The sequence below is a fragment of the Yinghuangia aomiensis genome (assembly GCF_039542225.1).
GTDB classification, from domain to species: Bacteria; Actinomycetota; Actinomycetes; order Streptomycetales; family Streptomycetaceae; genus Yinghuangia; species Yinghuangia aomiensis.
This window is the reverse complement of sequence record NZ_BAABHS010000029.1, coordinates 82880-103074: the sequence shown is the minus strand read 5'-3', so window position 1 is coordinate 103074 and position 20195 is coordinate 82880. Positions and strand designations below refer to the sequence as shown.

The window sequence follows — 20195 nt, the reverse complement described above, 5'->3', positions numbered from 1 at the left end:
CGACCGGCCACGTGCATGACGGCACCGCTCGGTAGGCCGACGATTCAACCGCAGGACAGCCGCAGCGTCAGTCAGCTGGGGAGTCAGACCCCCCGAGCGGCGCCATCCACATCCTCACAGTCAGCTGGTGATGGAGACAGTCGTGGCCAGCAGTTCCGGAAGCGCGCCGGGGAAATCGGGCAGCAGGCGGAGCGCGACCGCCCAGTGGTCGGGGTCGGCGGGCGAGAACCCGGCGGCGGCCATCGCGGCCAGGATGTCGGCGCGGGGCGGGAGCGTCCCGGCGGTGACAGCCTCGGTGAGGCGCTCCACGACTGCCGCCGCGGGAGTGCCGAGGGCCAGCAGGTCCTCGGTGCGAAGCCGGCCGTCCGTGAGGGCGGTGTCCAGCCACTCGAGGCCGGTCACGCGGTACAAGCGCACCCTGTTGCGCGCGAGATACGCCCGCAGCAGCTCGCCCGGGCAGTCCTCGCGGCCGACGAGAGCCTCCAGCACCAGCGCGGGCAAAGGTGATTCGGCGTCCGTGGCGACCAGCAGGCGCCACGGCAACGCCGTCCCGTACTCGGCGTCGAAGTGGTCCAGGCGCTCGGCCGCCTTGGCGCCTTGGCCGATCACGTAGCGCGCCACTTCCTCAGGCGCTCGGGCCGCAGCCAAGGCCTCGTGCAGCGAAGCCAGCCCCGCTTCGGACGCCGCGATCGCGGCGCGGAGCACCTCGTGCGTCCTCGCCGGGAACGGGTGCTTGGCGCCCGGGCGCCGGCCAGGGTATTCCGTCTCGTCCAGCAACGCCGCCACCGCGTCGGGCCCGTGGCGTTCCCACAGGCCGATGGCGACCCGCAGCCGACCGACATCGGTGTTCAGCCGGGTGCGGCCCAGCATCGCCCGCACCAGCGTCGGATCGCCCGAATCGAGCGCGGCCAGCAGCCAACTGCGGCGCCTGGACGGGCTGGTCCGCGCGAGCAGATCGACGAGCGCGGAGCTGATCGCGACCTCGCCGGCCCCGCCGTCGCGCCGCCGCCCGGCGCATATGCGGACGCGTTCGTCCTGCGCTATCGCCCCGAAGTCGTAGAGATAGGCGTTGACGTCCGGATCGTCGAGATCGAGCAGGCCCTCGACGACCTCGGCAGGCATCTCCCAGTGCGCGGCATTCGCCACCGCGGCCGGCATCCCGCACACGTCGTAGACATGCGCCCTGACCGCCGGCGACAGCGGGTAGTACACCGTCAGATGCTGGATCGCCCGGGCGTCCAGCGCCGGGATCACCGCGCGCTGCACCCGCTCGGGCGCGGCGGCCAGCAGGATATAGAACTGCCTCCGGGCACCTTCGGGCGCTTCGGCCGGGAACTTCGCATCCAGGTTCTTGGGCCAGGCCACCGGGGTGCCGTCCGCCCGCTGTTCGGAAGCGTGTTCGACCGCCGCGGCCACCAACTCCCGGCAGCTGCCGCGGAACCGGCCGACCAGCTTGTACAACGAGACCCATGCCTCGGGGTCGTCGCCCAGCGGTGCGACGAACCGCGCGACCGCCGGGGCGAAGGCGCCCGGCAGCCGTCCGCGGTAGGCGCCGGACCCGTGGAACACACCGCCCTTGTCCGCACCGTCCGCCCGCCTCGGCGCCAACCGGTGCAGCGCGTGCAGCACCTCGCCCGCCGGACCCGGACAGTCCAGTACGTCCTCGATGCCGTACCACCCCGCGTCGAGCCCGTGCGACAGCAGCGCCGCCAGGTCCCCCGGGTCCGCGGGCGGAATCGCCGCACTCATCGGCACGGGGCCCAGCCGGTGGGCGCTGTCCGTACGGATCCCGTCGCGCACCGCCTCGGCCACCAGGTCGGGCGGACAGCCCTCATGCCGCGTCAGCTCCACCTTCGCGCGCGTCGTGAACGGACTCCGGGCCGCTTCGCCACGCACCGCCTCCCAGTCGACACCGCCCGGCGGAGTCTCGCTCTCGTCGCCGAACCGCAGCCCGACCAGCCACGCGTCGTGCGCGGGCCGGGGTTCCGGGCCGCCGCCGCGTTCCGCCCGGGCCGCCCGCAGCACGGCGGCCGGGTCGCCGGACCGTGCCGCCGCGTCGACGACGTCGGCCAGGTCGGTGTGGCCGTGCTCGTCGGCGCTCTCGCGCAGCACCGCGGCGAGAGCATCGAGTTCGCCGCGCACGTCGGCATGGTCCGTCAGCGCGACGATCCGCAGCGCGCCGTCGACGATCACCCACGGCGGCAGCAGCGGCGCGAGCATGCCGACCGCAAGCCGCACGACCTCCGGGAACGGGGCCCGCAGCGCGGACCGCAGCGCGGACCGCACTTGCCACAGGGTCGCCTCGGCCAGGAACGGCTCGACGACATCCGTGCGCCAGCCCGGGCTCGCCTGGTCCGCCGCCCGCCACACCGCATCCCGCGTCCGCTCGCTCCGGCCGCGCGCCGTCAGCAGCGCATACCCCACCGCGGGGTCGCCCAGCAGCGCCAGGTCCAGCGCCGCGTCCTCGTCCAAGTGGTCGTGCCCGGCAACCGCCGCAAGCAGGTCCCGGTCGCCCGACGCGAGTACCGCCGCAAGCGCGGCCCGTGACGGCCGGACGTAGATCGTGCCCAGCGCCTGCAGCGTCTCGCTCCGCAGCCGCTCCGTGAGCTTGGCCGCGGTTTCCGTGGGCGCGAGACTGTACGCGGCGTACACCGCGGCCCCCAGCGCAACCGCACTCTCGGAACTGTTCACTTGGACGGCAACTCCCCGCTCGGACCCTGACGCGCACGTGACTGCGCCGTGCAACGCCGCCCAGCGTAGGCGCCCCTTCCGACGCCCCGCTCAGACGACGTCGATCCCGATGATGCAGGTGTCGTCGTCCGTATCGGCCTTGCTGCGGACCAGAAGGCGGTCGAGCCGCAGATCGAGGTTCGGGGCCGCGCCGCGGGCATTCTCGACGAGGTGGCCGAGGGTGTCCTGCACCGACCGGTCGCGGCGCTCGATCAGGCCGTCGGTGTACATCAACAACGTGTCTCCCTGCGCCAGTTGCAGCTCGGCTTCCTCGTACTCGGCGTCCGCGAGGGCGCCGAGCAGCAGGCCGTCGGGGAGCGGAAGCGGATGGGCTTCGCCGTCGCGCACCAGGATCGGGGGCAGGTGTCCCGCCCGCGCCCAACGCAGCACACGGTCGGCGGGGTTGTAGATGCCGCACACCACCGTCGCCGTCACCTGCCCGGTGAGGTGGTGGGCGACCATGTTGAGCCACCCCAGCAACTGGGCCGGGCCCGCACCGGTCACGGACATGCCGCGCAGGGCGTTGCGCAGGACCACCATGCCGGTCGCGGCGTCGATGCCGTGGCCGGCCACGTCGCCCACGCACAGCAGGACCTGCTTGGACGGCAGCGGCACGCAGTCGTACCAGTCGCCGCCGACCGCCGCCTCCGATTCCGCGGGGCGGTACCGGACCGCGACGGCCAGCCCGGGCGCGTCCAGCGGCATGCTCTCGGGCGGCATGATGGCGTGCTGCAGTTGCAGCGCCAGCCGGTTCCGCTGCGCGGACTGCCTCTCACTGTGGGCGAGTTGGTCGCGCGTGGCGGCGAGCGCCACTTCGGTCCAATGCTGCGCCGAGATGTCCTGGAACGCCCCGCGGACCGCGAAAAGGTCGCCGTTGGCGGCCAGGACGGGCTCCGCCGCGACGCGTATGTGCCGGGTGATCCCGTCCGAGCGCCGCAGGCGGAACGCGGCCGAGGCGGGGCGGCGGTGGGTGACGAGCGTACGGAGGAACCGCCCGATGGCGACCGCGTCGTCGGGGTGGGCGCTGGACGGCAGTTCCTCGAGGGGGACCGGTGCCGCCGTCCGCGGAAGGCCGTGCAGGTCGAACATCTGCGCGTTCCAGACGATCTCGCCGGTCGGCAGGATCTCCTCGAACCCGCCGATGTTGCCCAGTCGCTGCGCATGCTGCAGCAGGCCGGCCAAGCGCGTCGCCTCGTTCTCCACCCGCCACAGCAGCAGGATGGTGTCGCCGTGCCGGCTGATGCTGATGCCGGCGGGCGTGGGAAGCGGCACTTGGTCGATCAGCGTGGTCACCGTCACCCGTTCGGCACGGAACGCCTCGCCGGTCGCGTACACGCGTTCGGCCATGTCGAACAGATCGCCGTCGTTCGCCGCCATCGGATAGGCCTCGAGGAGCAGCGCGTCGACGATCTCGTGGCGCGGCCGCCCGGCCGGGTCGGTGAACTTCGCATTGGCGTGCTGGATGCGGAAGTCGAGGAGCCTTCCGTCGGCGCTCAGTTGCGGCACGAGGAGCAGCGCCGGATCGTGCAGCCCGTCCGCCAGCTGCACCAACTCGCCGATGTGCCGGGCGGCGTCGGCGTCGCCGACGGGCACCGTGGGGTGCGTCTCCAGGGTGTGCGCGCACAGTTCGGCCAGCGCCTCGACCTGCCGGCGGACCTGGGGCGGCTGCGGCTGCAGGGGGTGCGGCCAGCAGATCTCCAGCACGCCGTGGATGCGGCCGCCCGTCCCCGCGGGTACCGCGGCGCGGCCGCCCGGCAGGTCGCGCAGGCCGATGGACGGAAGCCCGGAATCGCGGAGCGACGGCAGCCACACCGTGCGGCGTTCCGCGAGGGCGCTGCGGGCGACCGTGGCGACGCCGGGCGGCACGTGGCGCCACCGGGCCGACTCCTCGGTGCTGAACCCGGCGTGCCCGCGCAGCGTCAGCGAGCCGTCGGACGCCGCCGCCCAGACGGCCACCGCGCAGGCGCCCAAGGGGGCCAGCGCGTGGTCGAGCAGCGCGGCGGCCACCGCCTGGGCGTCGTGTGCCGCCAACGCGCCGCCTTCGGCGGTCCGCAGGCGGACCGCGACCGACGGCGCGTCCGCCGCGGGGCGCTCGCTGTCGCCGCGGGCCTGCGCGACGAACGCGACGGCCGCCTCGGCGAGCCGGTCCCCGGCCGCCCGGTTCACGATGTCCGCGGCGAATTCGAGCTGCGAGACGTGGGCTCGTGCGGCGAGATCGGCGAGTTGCCGGGCGGCCTCCTGCGGTCCGCAGGAGAGCCGCTCGACCAGGATGCCCTTGGCCATCTCGACGAGGGCGCGCCCTTCGGCGGCCGTGTGGGCGGCCTGCACTTCGAGGCGAAGGCGGTGCACGGTCGCGGCCAGGCGGCCGATGGACGCCGCGGCCTCTTCGGGACCGGAGGCAGGGGTGCCGGAGTCCTCGGCGGTGCTCACCTGGTGACGGCTCCTTGCGGTCGGTGCGGCATCGGGTAGGGGCCCGGATCCGGGCGGACGGGCTTCAGCGGGTCAGCCAGCGGCGCACACAAGCGATCAGATCCCGCGTGTCGACCGGCTTCGTGACATAGTCGCTCGCGCCCGAGGCCAGGCTTTTCTCCCGGTCGCCGGGCATGGCTTTGGCGGTGACGGCGACGATCGGCAGGTCCGCGTACTCCGGCATGCGCCGGATTTCGGCGGTGGCCGCGTAACCGTCCATTTCCGGCATCATGACGTCCATCAGCACCAGGTCGATCTCCGGGTTCGCGGCGAGCGCGTCGACGCCTTCGCGGCCGTTCACGGCGTGCAGGACGGCGATTCCGTGGAGCTCCAGGATGCCGCTGAGCGCGTAGAGGTTCCGCGCGTCGTCGTCGACGACGAGGACGGTGCGCCCGGCCAGGTCGCTCGCCGCGACCTGCGCGGTCGTCGGCCCGCCTTCGCCGGGCCTGGCCAACGGCAGGACGTCGCCGGGCTGGTCGGCGGACAAGTGCAGCGAGATGCGTTCGCGCAGCTCGTCGAGACCGGACAGCAGCTCCAGCGGACGGCGGTCGGCGCGGGACCGGAGCAGCTGCTCCTGCCCGTCGGGCAGCCGGCGGCTGTTGTGCGCGAGGACGGGCACGGCGGCGAGCGCCCGGTCCCCGTCCATGGCGTCGAGGAAGCGGATGGCTTCCGCGTCCGGCATGTCCAGTTCCAGGACGATGCAGTGGCACGGATGCGCCGCCAGGGCCGCTGCCGCCTCCTGGGCGCCCGCGGCGGTGACGACCTCGACGGCGGTGCGCGCGTCGGGGAGGCCGGGGCCCACGACCAGGTCGGCGACCGCGCTCTCCGCGACCAGGGACAGCAGTCCGTGCGGCCGCTCCTCGATCACCAGCAGACGCCGTCGCTGCGGCGGCACGACGGCCGGACGCACCGGCAGCGGATCGGCACCCTGCCCGCTCGTCCCCGGCCCCGGAAGGGTGAGGGCGCGGGCTTCCAGGTCCGGACGGGTGACCGGCAGGTAGAGCGTGAACGTGCTGCCCTCGCCGACCCGGCTGCCCGCGGTGACCGCCCCGCCGAGCAGGTACGCGATCTCCCGGCTGATCGACAAGCCCAGCCCCGTGCCGCCGTACTTGCGGCTGGTGGTGCCGTCCGCCTGCTGGAACGCCCCGAAGACCGTCGCCAGTTGGTGCTCCGGGATGCCGATGCCGGTGTCGATGACCCGGAACGCGACCACGGCGCCGCCCCGGTGGACGTCCTCCGGCACCTCGTGGTCCGAGGCCGGCTCGATGCGCAGCTCCACCGAGCCGCGCTCGGTGAACTTGACGGCGTTGGACAGCAGGTTGCGCAGGACCTGGCGCAGCCGTGTGTCGTCGGTGACGAGGTCGACCGGGATGCCGGGGGCGGTCCGGACGGCGAAGTCGAGGCTCTTCTGCGTCGTCATCGGCCGGAAGGTGGCTTCGACGTAGTCCAGGAGCCTGCGCAGCGGCACCCGCTCGGGGTTGAGGTCCATCTTGCCCGCCTCGACCTTCGACAGGTCGAGGATGTCGTTGATCAGCTGCAGCAGGTCCGACCCCGCGGAATGGATGATGCCCGCGTACTCCACCTGCTTCGCGGTCAGGTTGCGCGTGGCGTTCTGCGCGAGCAGCTGGGCCAGGATCAGCAGGCTGTTGAGCGGAGTCCGCAGCTCGTGGCTCATGTTCGCCAGGAACTCCGACTTGTACTTCGAGGCCAGCGACAACTGCTGGGCGCGCTCTTCCAGTTCCTGGCGGGCCTGCTCGATCTGGAGGTTCTTCGCCTCGATGTCGTGGTTGCGGTCCGCCAGCAGGGCCGCCTTCTCCTCCAACTCCGCGTTGGAGCGCTGCAGTTCCACCTGCTGCGTCTGGAGTTCCTCGGACCGTGCCTGGAGTTCGGCGGTCAGGCGCTGCGACTCGCCCAGCAGCTCGTCGGTGCGGGCGTTGGCCACGATGGTGTTGACGTTGACGCCGACGACCTCCATGAGCCGGTCCAGGAAGTCGCGGTGGACCTGGGTGAACCGGCCGACGGACGCCAGCTCCATGACGCCGAGCACCTGCTCCTCGACGACGATCGGCAGCACGATCAGGGAGCGCGGGGCGGTGCTGCCCAGTCCGGAGGAGATGGGGACGTAGTCGTCCGGGATGCCGTCGACGACGATGCTGCGCCGGCTGCGCGCGGCCTGCCCGACGAGCGTCCGCCCCAGCCGGACGCGCCGGGGGAGCGCGTCGTCGTCGGGGTGGCCGTACGACGCGATCAGGGCAAGCTCGGCACCCCGCTGAGTCTCCTCGGCGAGATAGAACGCGCCGAACTGCGCGGCGACGAGCGGCACCAGCTCGTCCATCACCAGCTCGGCCACCACCGTCAGGTCGCGGTGGCCCTGCATGAGCCCGGAGATCAGCGCCAGGTTGGTCTTGAGCCAGTCCTGCTCCTGGTTGGCCCGCGTGGACTCGCGCAGCGACCCGACCATGGTGTTGATGTTGTCCTTGAGTTCCGCCACTTCGCCGGAGGCGTCGACGGTGATCGAGCGCGTCAGGTCGCCTTCCGCGACCGCGCTGGCGACTTCGGCGATGGCGCGGACCTGCCGGGTGAGGTTCCCGGCGAGTTCGTTGACGTTCTCGGTGAGCCGCTTCCACGTGCCCGAGACGCCCTCCACCTCGGCTTGGCCGCCGAGCCGGCCTTCGCTGCCGACTTCGCGGGCGACCCGCGTGACCTCGGCGGCGAACGAGGACAGTTGGTCGACCATCGTGTTGATGGTGGTCTTCAGCTCGAGGATCTCGCCGCGGGCGTCGACGTCGATCTTCTTCGAGAGGTCGCCGTTGGCCACCGCCGTGGTGACCAAGGCGATGTTGCGGACCTGGCCGGTCAGGTTGCTGGCCATCGAGTTGACGTTGTCGGTCAGGTCCTTCCACGTGCCGGCGACGTTCGCGACCCGGGCCTGGCCGCCGAGCATGCCTTCGGTGCCGACCTCGCGGGCCACGCGGGTGACTTCGTCGGCGAACGCGGAGAGCGTGTCGACCATGGTGTTGATGACCTCGGCGAGGGCCGCCACTTCGCCCTTGGCCTCGACGGTGATCTTCTGCGACAGGTCGCCCTTGGCGACCGCGGTCGCGACGTGCGCGATGTTGCGCACCTGGCCGGTCAGATTGGACGCCATGACGTTGACGTTGTCGGTCAGGTCCTTCCACGTCCCGGAGACGCCGCGGACGGTGGCCTGGCCGCCGAGGAGCCCGTCGCTGCCCACCTCGCGTGCGACGCGCGTCACTTCGGACGTGAAGAGCGACAACTGGTCGACCATGCCGTTGAACACGGTGCTGATCTCGCCGAGCAGGCCGTCGCCGCTGTCCGGCAGCCGGGTGCCGAAGTCCCCGTCGCGCACCGCCGTGAGCCCCGCCAGCAGCCGGCGGAGTTCGGCCTCGCCGACCGTGCCGACCGTATCGACGGCGGCCGGCCCCGGGTCCTGCCCGGGGTCGCCGCCGACCGTCGCGCCTGCCATGCGTACCTCGTTCCGCTCCGGCCCGTGCGGGCGTCGCGCCGGGAACACATCGACCGGCCGCATTATCGCGCGCAACCGTGTGCCTCGCGGCAAAAAGGGCAATCGTTGCCCTTTGGCAACAGTTCTGCGGCACGCTACCACGTGCCGATGTCGGGAAGTGCCCGCTCCGAGGAGGCCCGCGCACTCGGGTCAGGCCGGACGCTGTGTGTTTCGCGAGAGGCGCATGCGGCGCCTGTTGTCAGTGGGGGCTGCCGGTGCTTCTGTGGGCGCGCTTCACTGTTGCCCTTTGGCAACGGTAGAGTCGGGCGTGTGCATCAGGCAGAACGTTGCGACGACGGCGTGCTTCGCGAGCTGGATCCGCGGCGCGGATGCCTGCCGTCCTCGGCAGGCTCGTGGGCATGCTCGTGCCCGGCCGCGTGCTGGAAGGCCAGCATGCCGGTGACCAGCGCCTCGCGATCGGCCGCCGACATCGCCGCCAACGTGACGGCCAGGTCGTCGGCGCGCCGGTCGCGGATCGCGCCCATGAGCCCGTCGCCTTCCGCGGTCAGGCGTAGGGTGATCTTGCGGCGGTTGCCGGAATCGAGTTCCCGGTGCACCAAGCCGGCCGACTCGAGGCGGTCGCACAGCCGGCTCGCCACCGAAGGCACGGTGCCCATCTCCTGGGCCAGCGCGTGCAGGGGAACGCCGTCGCTCCGGGAGATGATGGTCAGTGCGCGCAATTGGGTGGGGGAGACCGTGGTGCCGAACGCCTCCTGAGCCCGTCCCCATACCGTGATCAACGATTCCAGGGCCTGGGCGAGCAACTCGGCCGCATCGTCGGCGGACACCGGACGCCCGGCGGCCGATGCCGGCCCGGTCTCCGGTGTGCTCGACTGCAGGCTCTTGCGCCCGTACCGCTTGTCCATGGTTCCCCTCACTCTCTCATGCCGCGCCGCGGGCAGGTACCGCGCTGCCGAAAGGACTCCCGGTGACTGCCGCCGACCCCCTGCTGGACCTCCACCGCGCCTTGCGCGCCGCCGCGCCGCACGATCTGGTCCGGGCCCTCACACGCGTCCTCGACGAGCACCTCGGGGTCGGCCGGTGCACGCTCCTGCTGGCCGACTACGGAGTGAGCGCCCTCCAACCGTTCGGCACGGAGCCCTCCGCGGGCACCGCCGTCCCGGTCGGCGGCACCCCGGCGGGCCGGGCGTACCTGTCCCAAGAACCCGTCGTCATCGGTGCCCCGGAGGCGCCCGAGCAAACGGCGTACCTGCCCGTGTCCGTGCGCGGCGACCGCATCGGCGTCCTGGAAGTGGTCCTCCCCGCGGGCGCCGACCCCACGCTGACCTCCCTTCTCTCCGAGGCCGCCCAGGCGCTCGGCCACGAACTCGTCGCCGCGGATCCCAGCACGGACGTCTACGCCAAGGCGCGGCGGCTGCGCCGGCTGACGCTGGCCGCGGAGATGCAGTGGGACCTGCTGCCGGGACGCTCGTGCGAACGCCCGGAATTCACGCTCGGCGCGCAGTTGGAGCCCGCCTACTCGGTGCGCGGCGACAACTTCGACTGGTCCGTCAGCGAACGGAAGCTCAGCATCAGCGTGACGAACGGCATGGGCCACGGCGTCCACGCCGCCTCGCTCACCGCGCTCGCCGTCAGCGCCCTGCGCAACGCCCGCCGGTCCGGGGCGGACCTGGCCTTCCAGGCCGAACTCGCCAGCCAGGCCGTGTGGTCGGCGCACACCGGAAGCGGCTACGTGAAGAGCGTCCTTCTGGAGATCGACCTGGCCACCGGCTCGGTCGACGCCATCGACGCGGGATCTCCGAAGGTGACGCGCCTGCGCGACGGACAGGTGGAACGGATCGAGCTGGACGCCCAGTTCGCCCTGGGCGCGCTGGAGGACACCCGTTACGTCCCGGAGCGCTTCATGCTGCACCCCGGGGACCGGCTGGTCGTGGTCGGCGAGGGCGTCCACGGGTTCCGTTCGGCGGCGGGCGAGGTCTTCGGCGACCGGCTGCTCGCGGCCTGCGTCCGCAAGAACCGCCTCGCCCCGGCCCCGGAGGCCGCCCGGGCGGTCCTGCGCGACCTGGCCCTGTTCCGCGGGGACAGCACGGCGACGGACGATGCGGTCTGCCTGTGCCTCGACTGGCGCGGAGCGGCGGCCCGGCAGGAGAACTGAGCCGGGCACGCCGCGCGCGGCGTCGATGTGACGCGGATCGCGTTTTGGGATCGGGGGTGTGGGATCCCCGACTCGGGGTAGCCGGGGGGCGACCGGATGGCACCGACGAAGGAGACCGAAGCGAGATGACCGTTACCCGCGATGAACTCCTCAAGCCGACGGCTCTTCCGGAGCACGCCCCGACAGCCGCGCGAATATCGGATCCCGAGGACGCCGTGACGGCGGTCCGGGAACTCGACCCCGAGGAACTCCGGGGAATGGCCCCCGCCGACGCTCGCGAACTGACGCGCACGCTCCTCAAGCGGCTCGCGGACCTCGACGAGGGCACCCGCGAGTACTCCTACGTCCGCGGCACGCTGGTGGAACTCAACCTGGCCCTGGTCCGGTACGCACTCCGCCGGTTCGGCAAGCGCCGCGAGCCCGAGGAAGACCTGCTCCAGGTCGGCTGCGTCGGGCTCATCAAGGCGATCGACCGCTTCGACCCGGACCGCGGCGCGGAGTTCGTCAGCTTCGCCCTGCCGACCATTCTCGGGGAGATCCGCCGGCACTTCCGCGACTCCACGTGGGCCGTGCACGTGCCGCGCAAGATGCAGGAACTGCACCTGGACATCGCCAAGGCCCAGGAAAAGCTGTTCCAGCGCCTCGACCGCTCGCCGACCGTCGCCGAACTCGCCGACCACCTGGGGCTGTCCCAAGAGGAGGTCGTCGAAGGCATCACGGCCACCAACGCCCGCAGCACCGGTTCCCTGGACCTGCCGGGCACCGACGGCCACGAGGACACGCTCCCGCTCGCCGAACGCCTCGGGGACGACGACTCCCGGCTGGAGATGGCCGAGAACCTGGCCGTCCTCAAGCCGTTGATCGCCGCCCTGCCGGAACGCGACCGTCTGATCCTCTCCATGCGTTTCACCGAAGACCTGACCCAGTCCGAGATCGGCGCGCGACTCGGCATCTCGCAAATGCACGTCTCCCGCCTGCTGAGCCGGACCCTCAAGCAGCTCCGCGCGTCGCTGACCGCATGAGGACTCCGCCGCATGCCCCGGGGCCTTCCCCGGATCCGGCCGCTCCGGCGGCCGCGGCTTGGCCGCTCCGGCGGCCACGCGTAGGGTCGTGGGGCGTCCGCGCGGAGGGAGAACCGATGACGATGCCGGCGAACGAATCCGAAGGCACTCCGGATACCGCCGTACCACCGCCCACGGGCCTCGCCGTGAGCGTGCGGAACACCGACGGGTCCACGGCGATATGCACGCTGGCGGGGGACCTCGACATGGAGACCCTGGCCCCCGCCAAGCAGGCTCTCGACGAGCTGGTCGCCGCGGGAGTGCGGACGATCGTGGTCGACCTCGGCCAGGTCGCCTTCTGCGACTCCTCCGGCCTGAACCTCCTGCTGCAGGCACGGATGAGCGCCGAGGCGCGGGGCACCCGGCTCCTGCTCGCGGCCTGCGCGCCCAGCGTCCAGCGGGTCCTGGAACTGACCGGCGCCGACGCGGTGTTCTCCCTGCACCCCGACGCCGCCACGGCGCTCGCCGCCGGGCGGTGACCATGCCGCGGCGCACCGCTTCGGAGTCCGGCCGTGCATCACCCGGCCTCGACCGGGAAGCCGACTCCGCGAACCGAGCACCGAGACCGAAGGGGCTCCCGCTCATGACCAACAGCAGGGGAACCCTGGACAACGACAACCGGCCCGGCGCCGACCGCCCCGTCCCGCCCGGCGGACAGCGGCGGCGCCTGCGGCTGGTCGGCGTGCCCAAACCCGTCGCCCGGGCCAGAACCTTCACCGCCGAGGCCCTGGCCGACTGGTCCTGGCCCGCCGACCCGCCGGACCGGCACCACGACATCGTCCTCCTGGCCGCGGAGTTCGTCGCCAACGCCGCCATGCACGCGGGCGGCCCCCGGGAGATCGTGCTCGAACTCTCCGAAGGCGGGCTGCGGATCGAGGTCAGCGACGGTTCCACGGTGCTGCCCGCCCCGCGCAGCCCGCACCGCCCCGGCATGCCCGGCGGCCACGGCCTGTTCATCGTCAAGCAGACCGCGGACCGGTGGGGTGCGGAAACGTACGATCAGGGCAAGACGGTGTGGGCGGAGATCGACGCGTAGCAGGCGGGCCGGGCCGGCGGTCCTCGGCGCCGCCTACCAGCGGCCGCCGAGGGATTCGGCCGCCAGCAGGCCGGACCGGCAGCCGTCCTCGTGGAACCCCCAGCCGTGGTAGGCACCCGCGAACGCGGTGACCGGGCCGGAGAGTCGCGGGAGGAGCCGCCGGGCGGCGACGGACTCCGGCGTGTAGGTGGGGTGTTCGTAGACCGTCCGGGCGATGACCGACGCGGGGTCGATCCGGGCCTCGGTCCCGAGCGTGACGAGGTACCGGCGGTCGGTGGGCAGCCGCTGCAGCCGGGTCAGGTCGTAGCTGACCACCACGTGGTCCGCGGTGGCGGCGCAGGACGGCATCCGGTGGTTCCAGGACGCGCGGGCCCGGTGGGCCGCGGGCAGTACCGACGTATCGTCGTGCAGAACGACGCAGTTGGCCGAGTATCCGATCGCCCCCAGCACCCGGCGCTCGTCCGGACCGGCGTCGTCGAGCATGGCCAGCGCCTGGTTCGCGTGCGTGGCGATCACCACGGCGTCGAAGGACTCGGTGCCGCCGTCGGCCGTGGTCACGTCGACGCCGTCGGCGTGCCGCCGCACCGCCAGCACCGGGGCCGCGACGCGGCACCGGGGGAGCGCCTTGCGGATGCGCTCGACATAGTCCCGGGAACCCCCGCACACGGTGCGCCACGTCGGCGAACCGCCGACGGACAGCATGCCGTGGTGGTCGAGGAACCGGAACAGGTACGCCGCCGGATACCGCAGCGCGACGCCGGGCGCGCACGACCACACGGTGGCGATCAGCGGCACCGCGAAGTGCTGGACGAAGTACCGGTCGAACCGCCGGTCGCGGAGGAACTCGCCGACGGTGGCCAGGTCGTCCCCGTCGTGCGCGAGGAACCGCCGGGCCGCGCGGTGGAAGCGCGGCACCTCGGCGAGCATGCGCAGGTAGCGGCCGTTGGCGGCGTTGCCGGGGACGGGGAAGAGGCCGCGCGGTCCCTGCCCGCCGGCGTATTGCAGGCCGCATTCGTCGCAGCAGACCGACATGCTCATCTCGGCTTCCCGGGTCTCGACGCCCAGTTCGCGGAAGAGGCGGAGCAGCGTGGGGTACGTGCGTGCGTTGTGCACGATGAACCCGGAGTCGACGCGCAGCGGGCCCGCCGGGTCGGCCACGTCGTGCGTGTGCGCGTGCCCGCCCAGCCGGGCGTCCGCCTCGAACAAGGTGACCTGGTGCGTGCGGCGCAGCACATAAGCCGCGGTCAGTCCGGCCACCCCCGCGCCGACGACCGCCGCTCGCGGCGACGTCTGCCGTGTTTCGGTCATGTCCCCCCACCCGTCTCCGTCGATTCCGATGGACACAGGGGATTCGGAGCCGGTGCCGGACCGGCTTGCCCGGTCCGGGAAGAAACCGGAGACGGGCCGCGACGGGCGCCGGGCCGCAGGTGTGCGGCCCGGCGCCCGGGACGGCCGGTCGGCGAGGGATCAGGTCGCGAAGGGCAGCAGCGCGATCGGCGCGGACGTCGGCTGCACCGAGCCGCCGGCCGGTTCGACGGTGATGCCGACGCCCGAGGCCCCGTCGACGGCGTCGAGCAGCACCGCCGCCGACGTCCGCGCCGGGTCCATGAGACCGGCGGGCGTCATGTGGCCGGTGTGGTCGAACCACACCTGGTAGACCGAACCGGAAGGCGGAGCGGCCATGTCCGAGGCGATCAGCACCGCCTGGTTCCGTTGCGCGGAGTACACCACCGTGGCCGCCGCGCCGCCGGACAGCCTGGCCACCGTCGTCCGGGCGTCGGGGGCGGTGAGCACGCCGGTCAGCCGCGCCTGTGCGGTGTCGGACGCCTGCTGGCGGGCCCGGGCGTCCTGCGCCTGGTCGTGCTGCCACCATGCGACCCCGCCGAACACCGCGGCCAAGGCGACCGAGGCGGCGAGCGCGAAGCCCGGCAGCCGGCGCGTGATCCGGTCCGTCCAGGCGGGCGTCGGGGGCGCCGGCCGCTCCTGCCGGACGCCGCGGATCCCCTGCAGCACCCGGTCGCGCATGTCGGGCGGCGGCCGGTCGTCCGCCGCGGCCCCGCCCAACCGGGCCGCGGTCGCCACGAGTTCGCGGACTTCCGCGGCACACGACTCGCAGGTCCGCAGGTGCCGGGAGAACTCGGTGTGCTCCCGGGCGGGGAGCGCGTTGAGCGCGTAGGCCCCGGTGTCGAGGTGGATGTTGCGGTGCTTCATGCCGTCACCCCCAGGCAGTCGCGCAGCCGGATCAGCCCGTCGCGCAGCCGGGTCTTCACGGTGCCGAGCGGCAGCGACAGCCGCTCGGACACCTCCCGGTACGTCAGTCCGCCGTAGTAGGCCAGCGTGACCGACTCGCGCTGCAGCTGGGTCAACGTCCCCATGCAGCGCCGCACTTGACGGCGCTCCAGCCGCGATTCGACCTGCTCGGCGACGGTGTCGTAGGGCACCTCGGGGCTCAGCGCTGCCGCCCGCTGCTCGCGGCGGTGCTGCGACTGCTCGGACCGCACGCGGTCCACCGCGCGGCGGTGCGCGAGCGTGAGCGCCCACGTGCGGGCGCTGCCCTTCGCCGGGTCGAACCGGGCGGCCGTGCGCCACAGTTCGATCATGACTTCCTGCATGACCTCCTCGGACTGCGCGGGGTCCCGCACGACCTCGCGGACCAGCCCGAAGACCGGGCCGGACAGCGCGTCGTAGACCTCAGCGAAGGCCTCCTCGTCGCCGAGGGCGACCGCGCGCAATCGTTCGTCCAGGCCGGTGCCCGTCGGATCGCCCGGGCGCGGTGCGGGGCCGTCGGCGGGGTGCATCGAGTTCATCGGTCTCCTGTACCGCAGAAGGGGGACGCAGGGCGCGGCACCGCGCCGCGGGCACCGGGCGCGGTGCGGCCGCGAGGCACCACCGGGAGGCCGCGCAGCCACAGGGCCGCGCCGTGGCGCCGGATCGCGGCGGAGACGCGCTGGGGGGCGAGCGGGTGGAGCAGCAGCAGGCGGGCGAAGGCGGCGGCGCCGACGGGCCTGCGGACGCCGCTCCACACCGCGTCGAACACGCGCTCCCCGGCCTGGTGCAGGGACACACGCAGCGACAGCCGAGGGCCCGGCGGTGGAAGCCGCATCTCGTAGCGGCCGTCGACGGTGAAGAACGGCGAGACGTAGAAGGTTTTGTCGGCGCCGTAGGAGTGCGGCGGCGGAGGGAGCCCGGGTTCCGGGTCGTCCGCGGACGGGCCCGGCAGCAGGTAGCGATGCCGCTCACCGTATGTGTTGTGCACTTCGGCGACCACGCAGGCGAGACGGCCGTCCGGGTACCAGCACCAGAACACGGTCAGCGGGTTGAAGACGTAGCCCAGGACCCGCGCCTGGGCCAGCATGCGCACGGGGCCGCCGTCGAGCCGCACGCCGCGTTCGGCGAGCCATCGTTCGAGATTGCCGCGGAGGGTGCCCCGGGGGTCGCCCATGTGGTCCCGCGCGGCGAAGTACGCGAACGGGCGCAGCAGCCGGGGGAGACGGGGCAACGCGTCGATGTCGACGAACCACACGTAGCCGCGGGTCCGCAGAACGCGGCGGAACGGCCGGTGCCGGACGTGCACGACCAAGTGCTCGTACAGCCCGGGCGGCGGGACGCCGCCGAAGGTATCGGTGCGCTGCATGCCCCTGGTTCGGAGCCGGGCCGCCCGCGGATTGGCGCGGACCCGAGAAGACCGTCCCGTGCCGTCCACGCCCGCGTGGGCGCTCAGACCGGTACGGGCACGTCGGCGAGGTCGGAGACGTACGTCCACAGTTCGCGGCGGGACGCCGCGCCGTCCGCGTGCGCGCCGAGCGCGTAGGTCGCGGGTCTGGGGGCGCGGTCGTGCCACAGGAGCCCGGTGGTGCGGGCCGCCGGGGGTGCGGAGGCCAGCCACACGATGGTGTCCGCGCCCTGCTCCGGATCGCGGAGGACGGGGCGGGTGAGCACGCGGAACACCGGCATCCATCTGCGGACGCCCGGTGTGTCGACCCAGCCCGGGTGCATGGCGTGGACGTGGACGCCGGACGGGGCCAAGCGCTTCGCCCATTCCTGGGTGACGACGACCTGGGCGCGTTTGGTGCGGGCGTAGAACCGCTTGGGGGAGTAGCGGTCCGTGCGCGATTCGGGGTCGCCCGCCAAGAGGTGTTGGGCGTACTGGCCGCCGGAGGTGACGTTGACGACCCGCGACGGGGCGGCCCGCCGCAGCAGCGGCGTCAGTGCCGCGGTGAGCACCCACGGCGCCAGGACATGGGTGGCGAAGGCCAGTTCGACGCCGTCGTCGGTGAGGGTGCGGTGGTCCGGCATCACTCCCGCGTTGTTCACCAGGACGTCGAGCCTGTCCTCGTCCGCCAGGAACCGTGCGGTGAAGGCGCGGAGTTCGGCCAGGCTTCCGAGGTCGCACGCCTCGGGCAGCACCCGCCCGGCACGCGGGCCGGCGGCGGCGCGCACCCGGCGGGCGGCCTCGTCGGCGCGTTCCGCGTTCCGCCCGAGGACGTGCACCGACGCCCCGGCCCGTGCCAGGCCTGTCGCCGCCGCAAGCCCGATCCCCGAGGCGGCACCCGTGATCAGGACGACCTTGCCGTCCATGCGTTCCCCGTCGCCGGGCCACCCGGGGAGCCGCCGCCGCACCCGCAGGCCGGGAGCGCCGTATCCGAGCACGATCGTGCGGTCCAACGCCGTGTCGAGCCACGCGGACGGGGTCATACGCACGCCAATACCTCCGCTTGGATCGTCCACAAACCGCCCGACGGCTCCGCATGAGGAGCCGAGACAGGTACGCCGCCCGCCGCCGGGCGGTCGGCCGCGCACGTGAGTCGGAACCACACCGCCGTCCGGCGCGGGCAACGGCGCACCCCCCAACGTTCGGCGAGCGCTTCGACGAGATGCAGGCCGCGTCCCGACTCGTGGTCGGAATCGGCGGTCCTGGCGCGCGGCAGACCGGCGCCGCTGTCGGACACCTCGACGACGAGGCCGCCCAGGCAGCGCGCCATGCGGAGGGTCACCGGCTGCCGCCCGTGCCGCAGCGCGTTCGTCACCAGTTCGCTGACCAGCAGCTCCGCGACGTCCGCGCACGCCGGCAGGTCCCACACGAAGAGTTGCGACCGCACCCGGCGGCGCGCCCACCCTGCTGCCGCGGGTCCCGGCGGCAGCTCCCAGGACGGCTGCCGCCGCAGTACCGCGGGCACACACGCCCGACGGTGCCTGGGCAGGTCCATGGTGCGGTCTCCCTTCCCGGGAACGACCCGGCGACGGTTCTCTCTTTCCCCGATTCGGAACCGCGGGGCGACCGGCTTGGTCGCAAACTCGAACCCGCGGACGACCGGACGATCGGGCAACGCGGCGCCCGCAGCCCCTATCGGTCCCGGCGCCCACACGTGGGCCATCGACCGCCGCACCTGCACCCGGCCTTCGCAAGCGCAGCCACCACCCCTGGGAGGCCGTGCCCTTCCCGGCGTCACCACAGCGGGCCTCCGCCGCGCGCGGCCACCCCTGTCCCCCTCCACGGCGCCCCTCCGCCGCCATCGTGTCCGCCGAGCCGGGCGGGACCCGCACTCCTCACTCGAACGGTCCGCTCCGCGTCGCCGTGTCCCGTCCGGCCCTCGACAGTGGAGGGAAGAGGGTTGGCCGGGCCATTGGAGAGGACCGAACCCGTGGTAAGGATTGCCGTCGACCTGAACCGCTGTCAGGGGTATGCGCAGTGCGCGTTCCTCGCCCCCGAGACCTTCGCCATGCACGGCGAGGAGGCGCTGCTGTACAACCCGGAGGTCGACGAGGCGCAGCGCGGGAAGCTCGCGCAGGCGGCCGCGGCCTGCCCCGTCCAGGCGATCCTCGTCGACGCCGTGGACGTGCCGGCCGAGGCGGTGCCCGGTGGTCGGTAACGGAGCGCTGGAGCAGCTCAAGCGCGAGGGCCGCATCGTCGTCGTCGGGGCTTCGCTGGCCGGCCTGCGGGCCGCCGAGACCCTGCGGGACGAGGGCTTCGCGGGGGAGCTGACCATGATCGGCGACGAGCCTCACGAGCCGTACGACCGGCCCCCGCTCTCCAAGAGCGTGCTGCTGGGCAAGGCGTCCGCGGACCGTACCGCGCTGCCCCGGCTGCGGTCCGTCGACGCGACGTGGCGGCTCGGTGTTCCGGCCTCCGGCCTCGACATGGCCGCGCGCCGGGTGCGGCTGGCCGATGGGGCCGAAGTGCCGTACGACCGGCTGCTGATCGCCACCGGGGTCCGGGCGCGGCGGTGGCCGCACGAGGGCGAGGCGGCGCTCGACGGGGTCTTCGTGCTGCGGGGCCGCGACGACGGCGCCGCGCTCGCGCGGCGGCTCGCCGACGGGCCCCGGCGGGTCCTGGTGATCGGGGCGGGGTTCACGGGTTCGGAGATCGCCTCCGCGTGCCGCGAACGCGGCCATGCGGTCACCGTCGCCGAACGCGGCGGGGCGCCGCTGGTCGGCGCGCTCGGCGGTGTCGTCGGCGCGGTCGCCGCCGAACTGCAGCGTGCACACGGTGTGGACCTGCGGACCGGGGTGATGGTGACCGCGCTCGACGGCGATGCCGCGGGACGGGTGCGCGCCGCGCAGCTGTCCGACGGCTCCACCGTGGAGACCGACGTGGTGGTGGTCTCGCTCGGCGCCACCCGGAACACCGAGTGGCTCGCCGGGTCCGGACTGGGGGCAGGGCCCCGGGGGATCGCGTGCGATGCGGGCTGCCGGGCCTTCGACATCCGCGGCATCGTCACCGACGACATCTACGCGGCGGGCGACGTCGCCCGCTGCCCGCATCCGCTGTTCGGCTACCAGTTCCTGTCGCTGGAGCACTGGGGCAATGCCGTCGCGCAGGCCGAGATCGCGGCGCACAACATGCTCAGCGAGAGCGTCGACCGCGTCCCCCATATGGAGGTCCCGGCGTTCTGGTCCTCGCAGTTCGGCATCAACATCAAGTCGGTCGGCGTGCCGTCGATGGGGACGGAGATCCTCATCTCGCAGGGCTCGCTGGAAAGCCGCCGGTTCGTCGGCGTCTACGGGTACCAGGGACGCGTCATCGGCGCCGTCGCCTTCGACCAGGCCCGCTGGCTGCCGTTCTACCAGGAGCTGATCGAGGCGACCGCGCCGTTCCCGCCGACGTTCGCCACCGTCGACCGGCGCCCGGACGGACAGCGGCCGATGGACGCCGACTTCCCCGACCCGTCGGTCCCGAGCCACGGCCCCACCGTCACGGTCAGCGGATACTCGCCGGCCGACCGCCGGATGACGTTCGCCCCCGCGCACTGACCCGCA

The 20195-nt window shown here is 73.2% G+C and carries 16 protein-coding genes; 6 read left to right on the top strand and 10 right to left on the bottom strand.

Features of this window, described 5'->3' with window-relative positions; genetic code table 11:
• Positions 1-120: 120 nt before the first annotated feature.
• The 4 genes from ABEA93_RS31750 to ABEA93_RS31735 form a co-directional block, all read right to left on the bottom strand.
• Positions 121-2691, bottom strand: coding sequence for a hypothetical protein (locus tag ABEA93_RS31750; RefSeq protein WP_345679316.1), 2571 nt, complete (start codon positions 2689-2691; stop codon positions 121-123).
• A 90-nt stretch (positions 2692-2781) separates the two neighbouring features.
• On the bottom strand, positions 2782-5160 hold the full coding sequence (locus tag ABEA93_RS31745; protein WP_345679315.1) for a SpoIIE family protein phosphatase: 2379 nt from the start codon (positions 5158-5160) through the stop codon (positions 2782-2784).
• A gap of 64 nt (positions 5161-5224) precedes the next feature.
• On the bottom strand, positions 5225-8686 hold the full coding sequence (locus tag ABEA93_RS31740) for a HAMP domain-containing protein (protein WP_345679314.1): 3462 nt from the start codon (positions 8684-8686) through the stop codon (positions 5225-5227).
• Positions 8687-9000: 314 nt separating this feature from the next.
• Positions 9001-9591, bottom strand: a complete 591-nt coding sequence (locus ABEA93_RS31735) for a MarR family winged helix-turn-helix transcriptional regulator (RefSeq protein WP_345679313.1) — start codon at positions 9589-9591, stop codon at positions 9001-9003.
• A 62-nt stretch (positions 9592-9653) separates the two neighbouring features.
• Here ABEA93_RS31735 and ABEA93_RS31730 point away from each other — a divergent pair, with 62 nt between their 5' ends.
• The 4 genes from ABEA93_RS31730 (at position 9654) to ABEA93_RS31715 (ending at position 12938) form a co-directional block, all read left to right on the top strand.
• The gene (locus tag ABEA93_RS31730) at positions 9654-10841 is read left to right on the top strand and encodes a PP2C family protein-serine/threonine phosphatase (RefSeq protein ID WP_345679312.1); all 1188 of its coding nucleotides are present in this window, start codon (positions 9654-9656) and stop codon (positions 10839-10841) included.
• 125 nt (positions 10842-10966) lie between these two features.
• Entirely contained in the window at positions 10967-11863 is an 897-nt protein-coding gene (locus ABEA93_RS31725) for an RNA polymerase sigma factor SigF (protein WP_345679311.1), read from the top strand.
• Positions 11864-11979: 116 nt separating this feature from the next.
• Positions 11980-12381 (top strand): STAS domain-containing protein, encoded by a 402-nt coding sequence (locus ABEA93_RS31720; protein WP_345679310.1) that lies wholly within the window; start codon positions 11980-11982, stop codon positions 12379-12381.
• 104 nt (positions 12382-12485) lie between these two features.
• The gene (locus ABEA93_RS31715) at positions 12486-12938 is read left to right on the top strand and encodes an ATP-binding protein (protein WP_345679309.1); all 453 of its coding nucleotides are present in this window, start codon (positions 12486-12488) and stop codon (positions 12936-12938) included.
• Between the two features lie 33 nt (positions 12939-12971).
• On the opposite strand, the gene ABEA93_RS31710 is transcribed toward ABEA93_RS31715, so the two are convergent.
• From ABEA93_RS31710 to ABEA93_RS31685, 6 genes are all read right to left on the bottom strand, one after another.
• Positions 12972-14246 (bottom strand): NAD(P)/FAD-dependent oxidoreductase, encoded by a 1275-nt coding sequence (locus ABEA93_RS31710; RefSeq protein ID WP_345679308.1) that lies wholly within the window; start codon positions 14244-14246, stop codon positions 12972-12974.
• A 159-nt stretch (positions 14247-14405) separates the two neighbouring features.
• Entirely contained in the window at positions 14406-15149 is a 744-nt protein-coding gene (locus ABEA93_RS31705) for an anti-sigma factor (RefSeq protein WP_345679307.1), read from the bottom strand.
• The gene (locus tag ABEA93_RS31700; protein ID WP_425585183.1) at positions 15146-15745 is read right to left on the bottom strand and encodes a sigma-70 family RNA polymerase sigma factor; all 600 of its coding nucleotides are present in this window, start codon (positions 15743-15745) and stop codon (positions 15146-15148) included. Before ABEA93_RS31700 ends, ABEA93_RS31705 begins: the two co-directional genes overlap by 4 nt.
• Positions 15742-16572, bottom strand: a complete 831-nt coding sequence (locus tag ABEA93_RS31695) for a DUF1365 domain-containing protein (protein WP_345679306.1) — start codon at positions 16570-16572, stop codon at positions 15742-15744. The genes ABEA93_RS31700 and ABEA93_RS31695 overlap by 4 nt, the downstream gene beginning before the upstream one ends.
• 83 nt (positions 16573-16655) lie before the next feature.
• Complete coding sequence (locus ABEA93_RS31690; protein WP_345679320.1) at positions 16656-17633, bottom strand: SDR family NAD(P)-dependent oxidoreductase; 978 nt, start codon at positions 17631-17633, stop codon at positions 16656-16658.
• On the bottom strand, positions 17630-18145 hold the full coding sequence (locus tag ABEA93_RS31685) for an ATP-binding protein (RefSeq protein WP_345679305.1): 516 nt from the start codon (positions 18143-18145) through the stop codon (positions 17630-17632). Before ABEA93_RS31685 ends, ABEA93_RS31690 begins: the two co-directional genes overlap by 4 nt.
• Positions 18146-18580: 435 nt before the next feature.
• Between ABEA93_RS31685 and ABEA93_RS31680 the strand changes: the two genes are divergently transcribed.
• Both ABEA93_RS31680 and ABEA93_RS31675 read left to right on the top strand, forming a co-directional pair.
• Complete coding sequence (locus ABEA93_RS31680; protein WP_345679304.1) at positions 18581-18808, top strand: ferredoxin; 228 nt, start codon at positions 18581-18583, stop codon at positions 18806-18808.
• Positions 18798-20189: an NAD(P)/FAD-dependent oxidoreductase gene (locus tag ABEA93_RS31675; protein ID WP_345679303.1), complete on the top strand. Its 1392-nt coding sequence runs from the start codon at positions 18798-18800 to the stop codon at positions 20187-20189. Before ABEA93_RS31680 ends, ABEA93_RS31675 begins: the two co-directional genes overlap by 11 nt.
• Positions 20190-20195: the final 6 nt, after the last annotated feature.

Bases quoted from the DNA above. Each gene is read 5' to 3' on its own strand.
- ABEA93_RS31740 (WP_345679314.1), bottom strand. From the start codon at position 8,686: ATGGCAGGCGCGACGGTCGGCGGCGACCCCGGGCAGGACCCGGGGCCG.
- ABEA93_RS31735 (WP_345679313.1), bottom strand. From the start codon at position 9,591: ATGGACAAGCGGTACGGGCGCAAGAGCCTGCAGTCGAGCACACCGGAG.
- ABEA93_RS31725 (WP_345679311.1), top strand. From the start codon at position 10,967: ATGACCGTTACCCGCGATGAACTCCTCAAGCCGACGGCTCTTCCGGAG.
- ABEA93_RS31720 (WP_345679310.1), top strand. From the start codon at position 11,980: ATGACGATGCCGGCGAACGAATCCGAAGGCACTCCGGATACCGCCGTA.
- ABEA93_RS31715 (WP_345679309.1), top strand. From the start codon at position 12,486: ATGACCAACAGCAGGGGAACCCTGGACAACGACAACCGGCCCGGCGCC.
- ABEA93_RS31710 (WP_345679308.1), bottom strand. From the start codon at position 14,246: ATGACCGAAACACGGCAGACGTCGCCGCGAGCGGCGGTCGTCGGCGCG.
- ABEA93_RS31705 (WP_345679307.1), bottom strand. From the start codon at position 15,149: ATGAAGCACCGCAACATCCACCTCGACACCGGGGCCTACGCGCTCAAC.
- ABEA93_RS31700 (WP_425585183.1), bottom strand. From the start codon at position 15,745: ATGAACTCGATGCACCCCGCCGACGGCCCCGCACCGCGCCCGGGCGAT.
- ABEA93_RS31695 (WP_345679306.1), bottom strand. From the start codon at position 16,572: ATGCAGCGCACCGATACCTTCGGCGGCGTCCCGCCGCCCGGGCTGTAC.
- ABEA93_RS31690 (WP_345679320.1), bottom strand. From the start codon at position 17,633: ATGACCCCGTCCGCGTGGCTCGACACGGCGTTGGACCGCACGATCGTG.
- ABEA93_RS31685 (WP_345679305.1), bottom strand. From the start codon at position 18,145: ATGGACCTGCCCAGGCACCGTCGGGCGTGTGTGCCCGCGGTACTGCGG.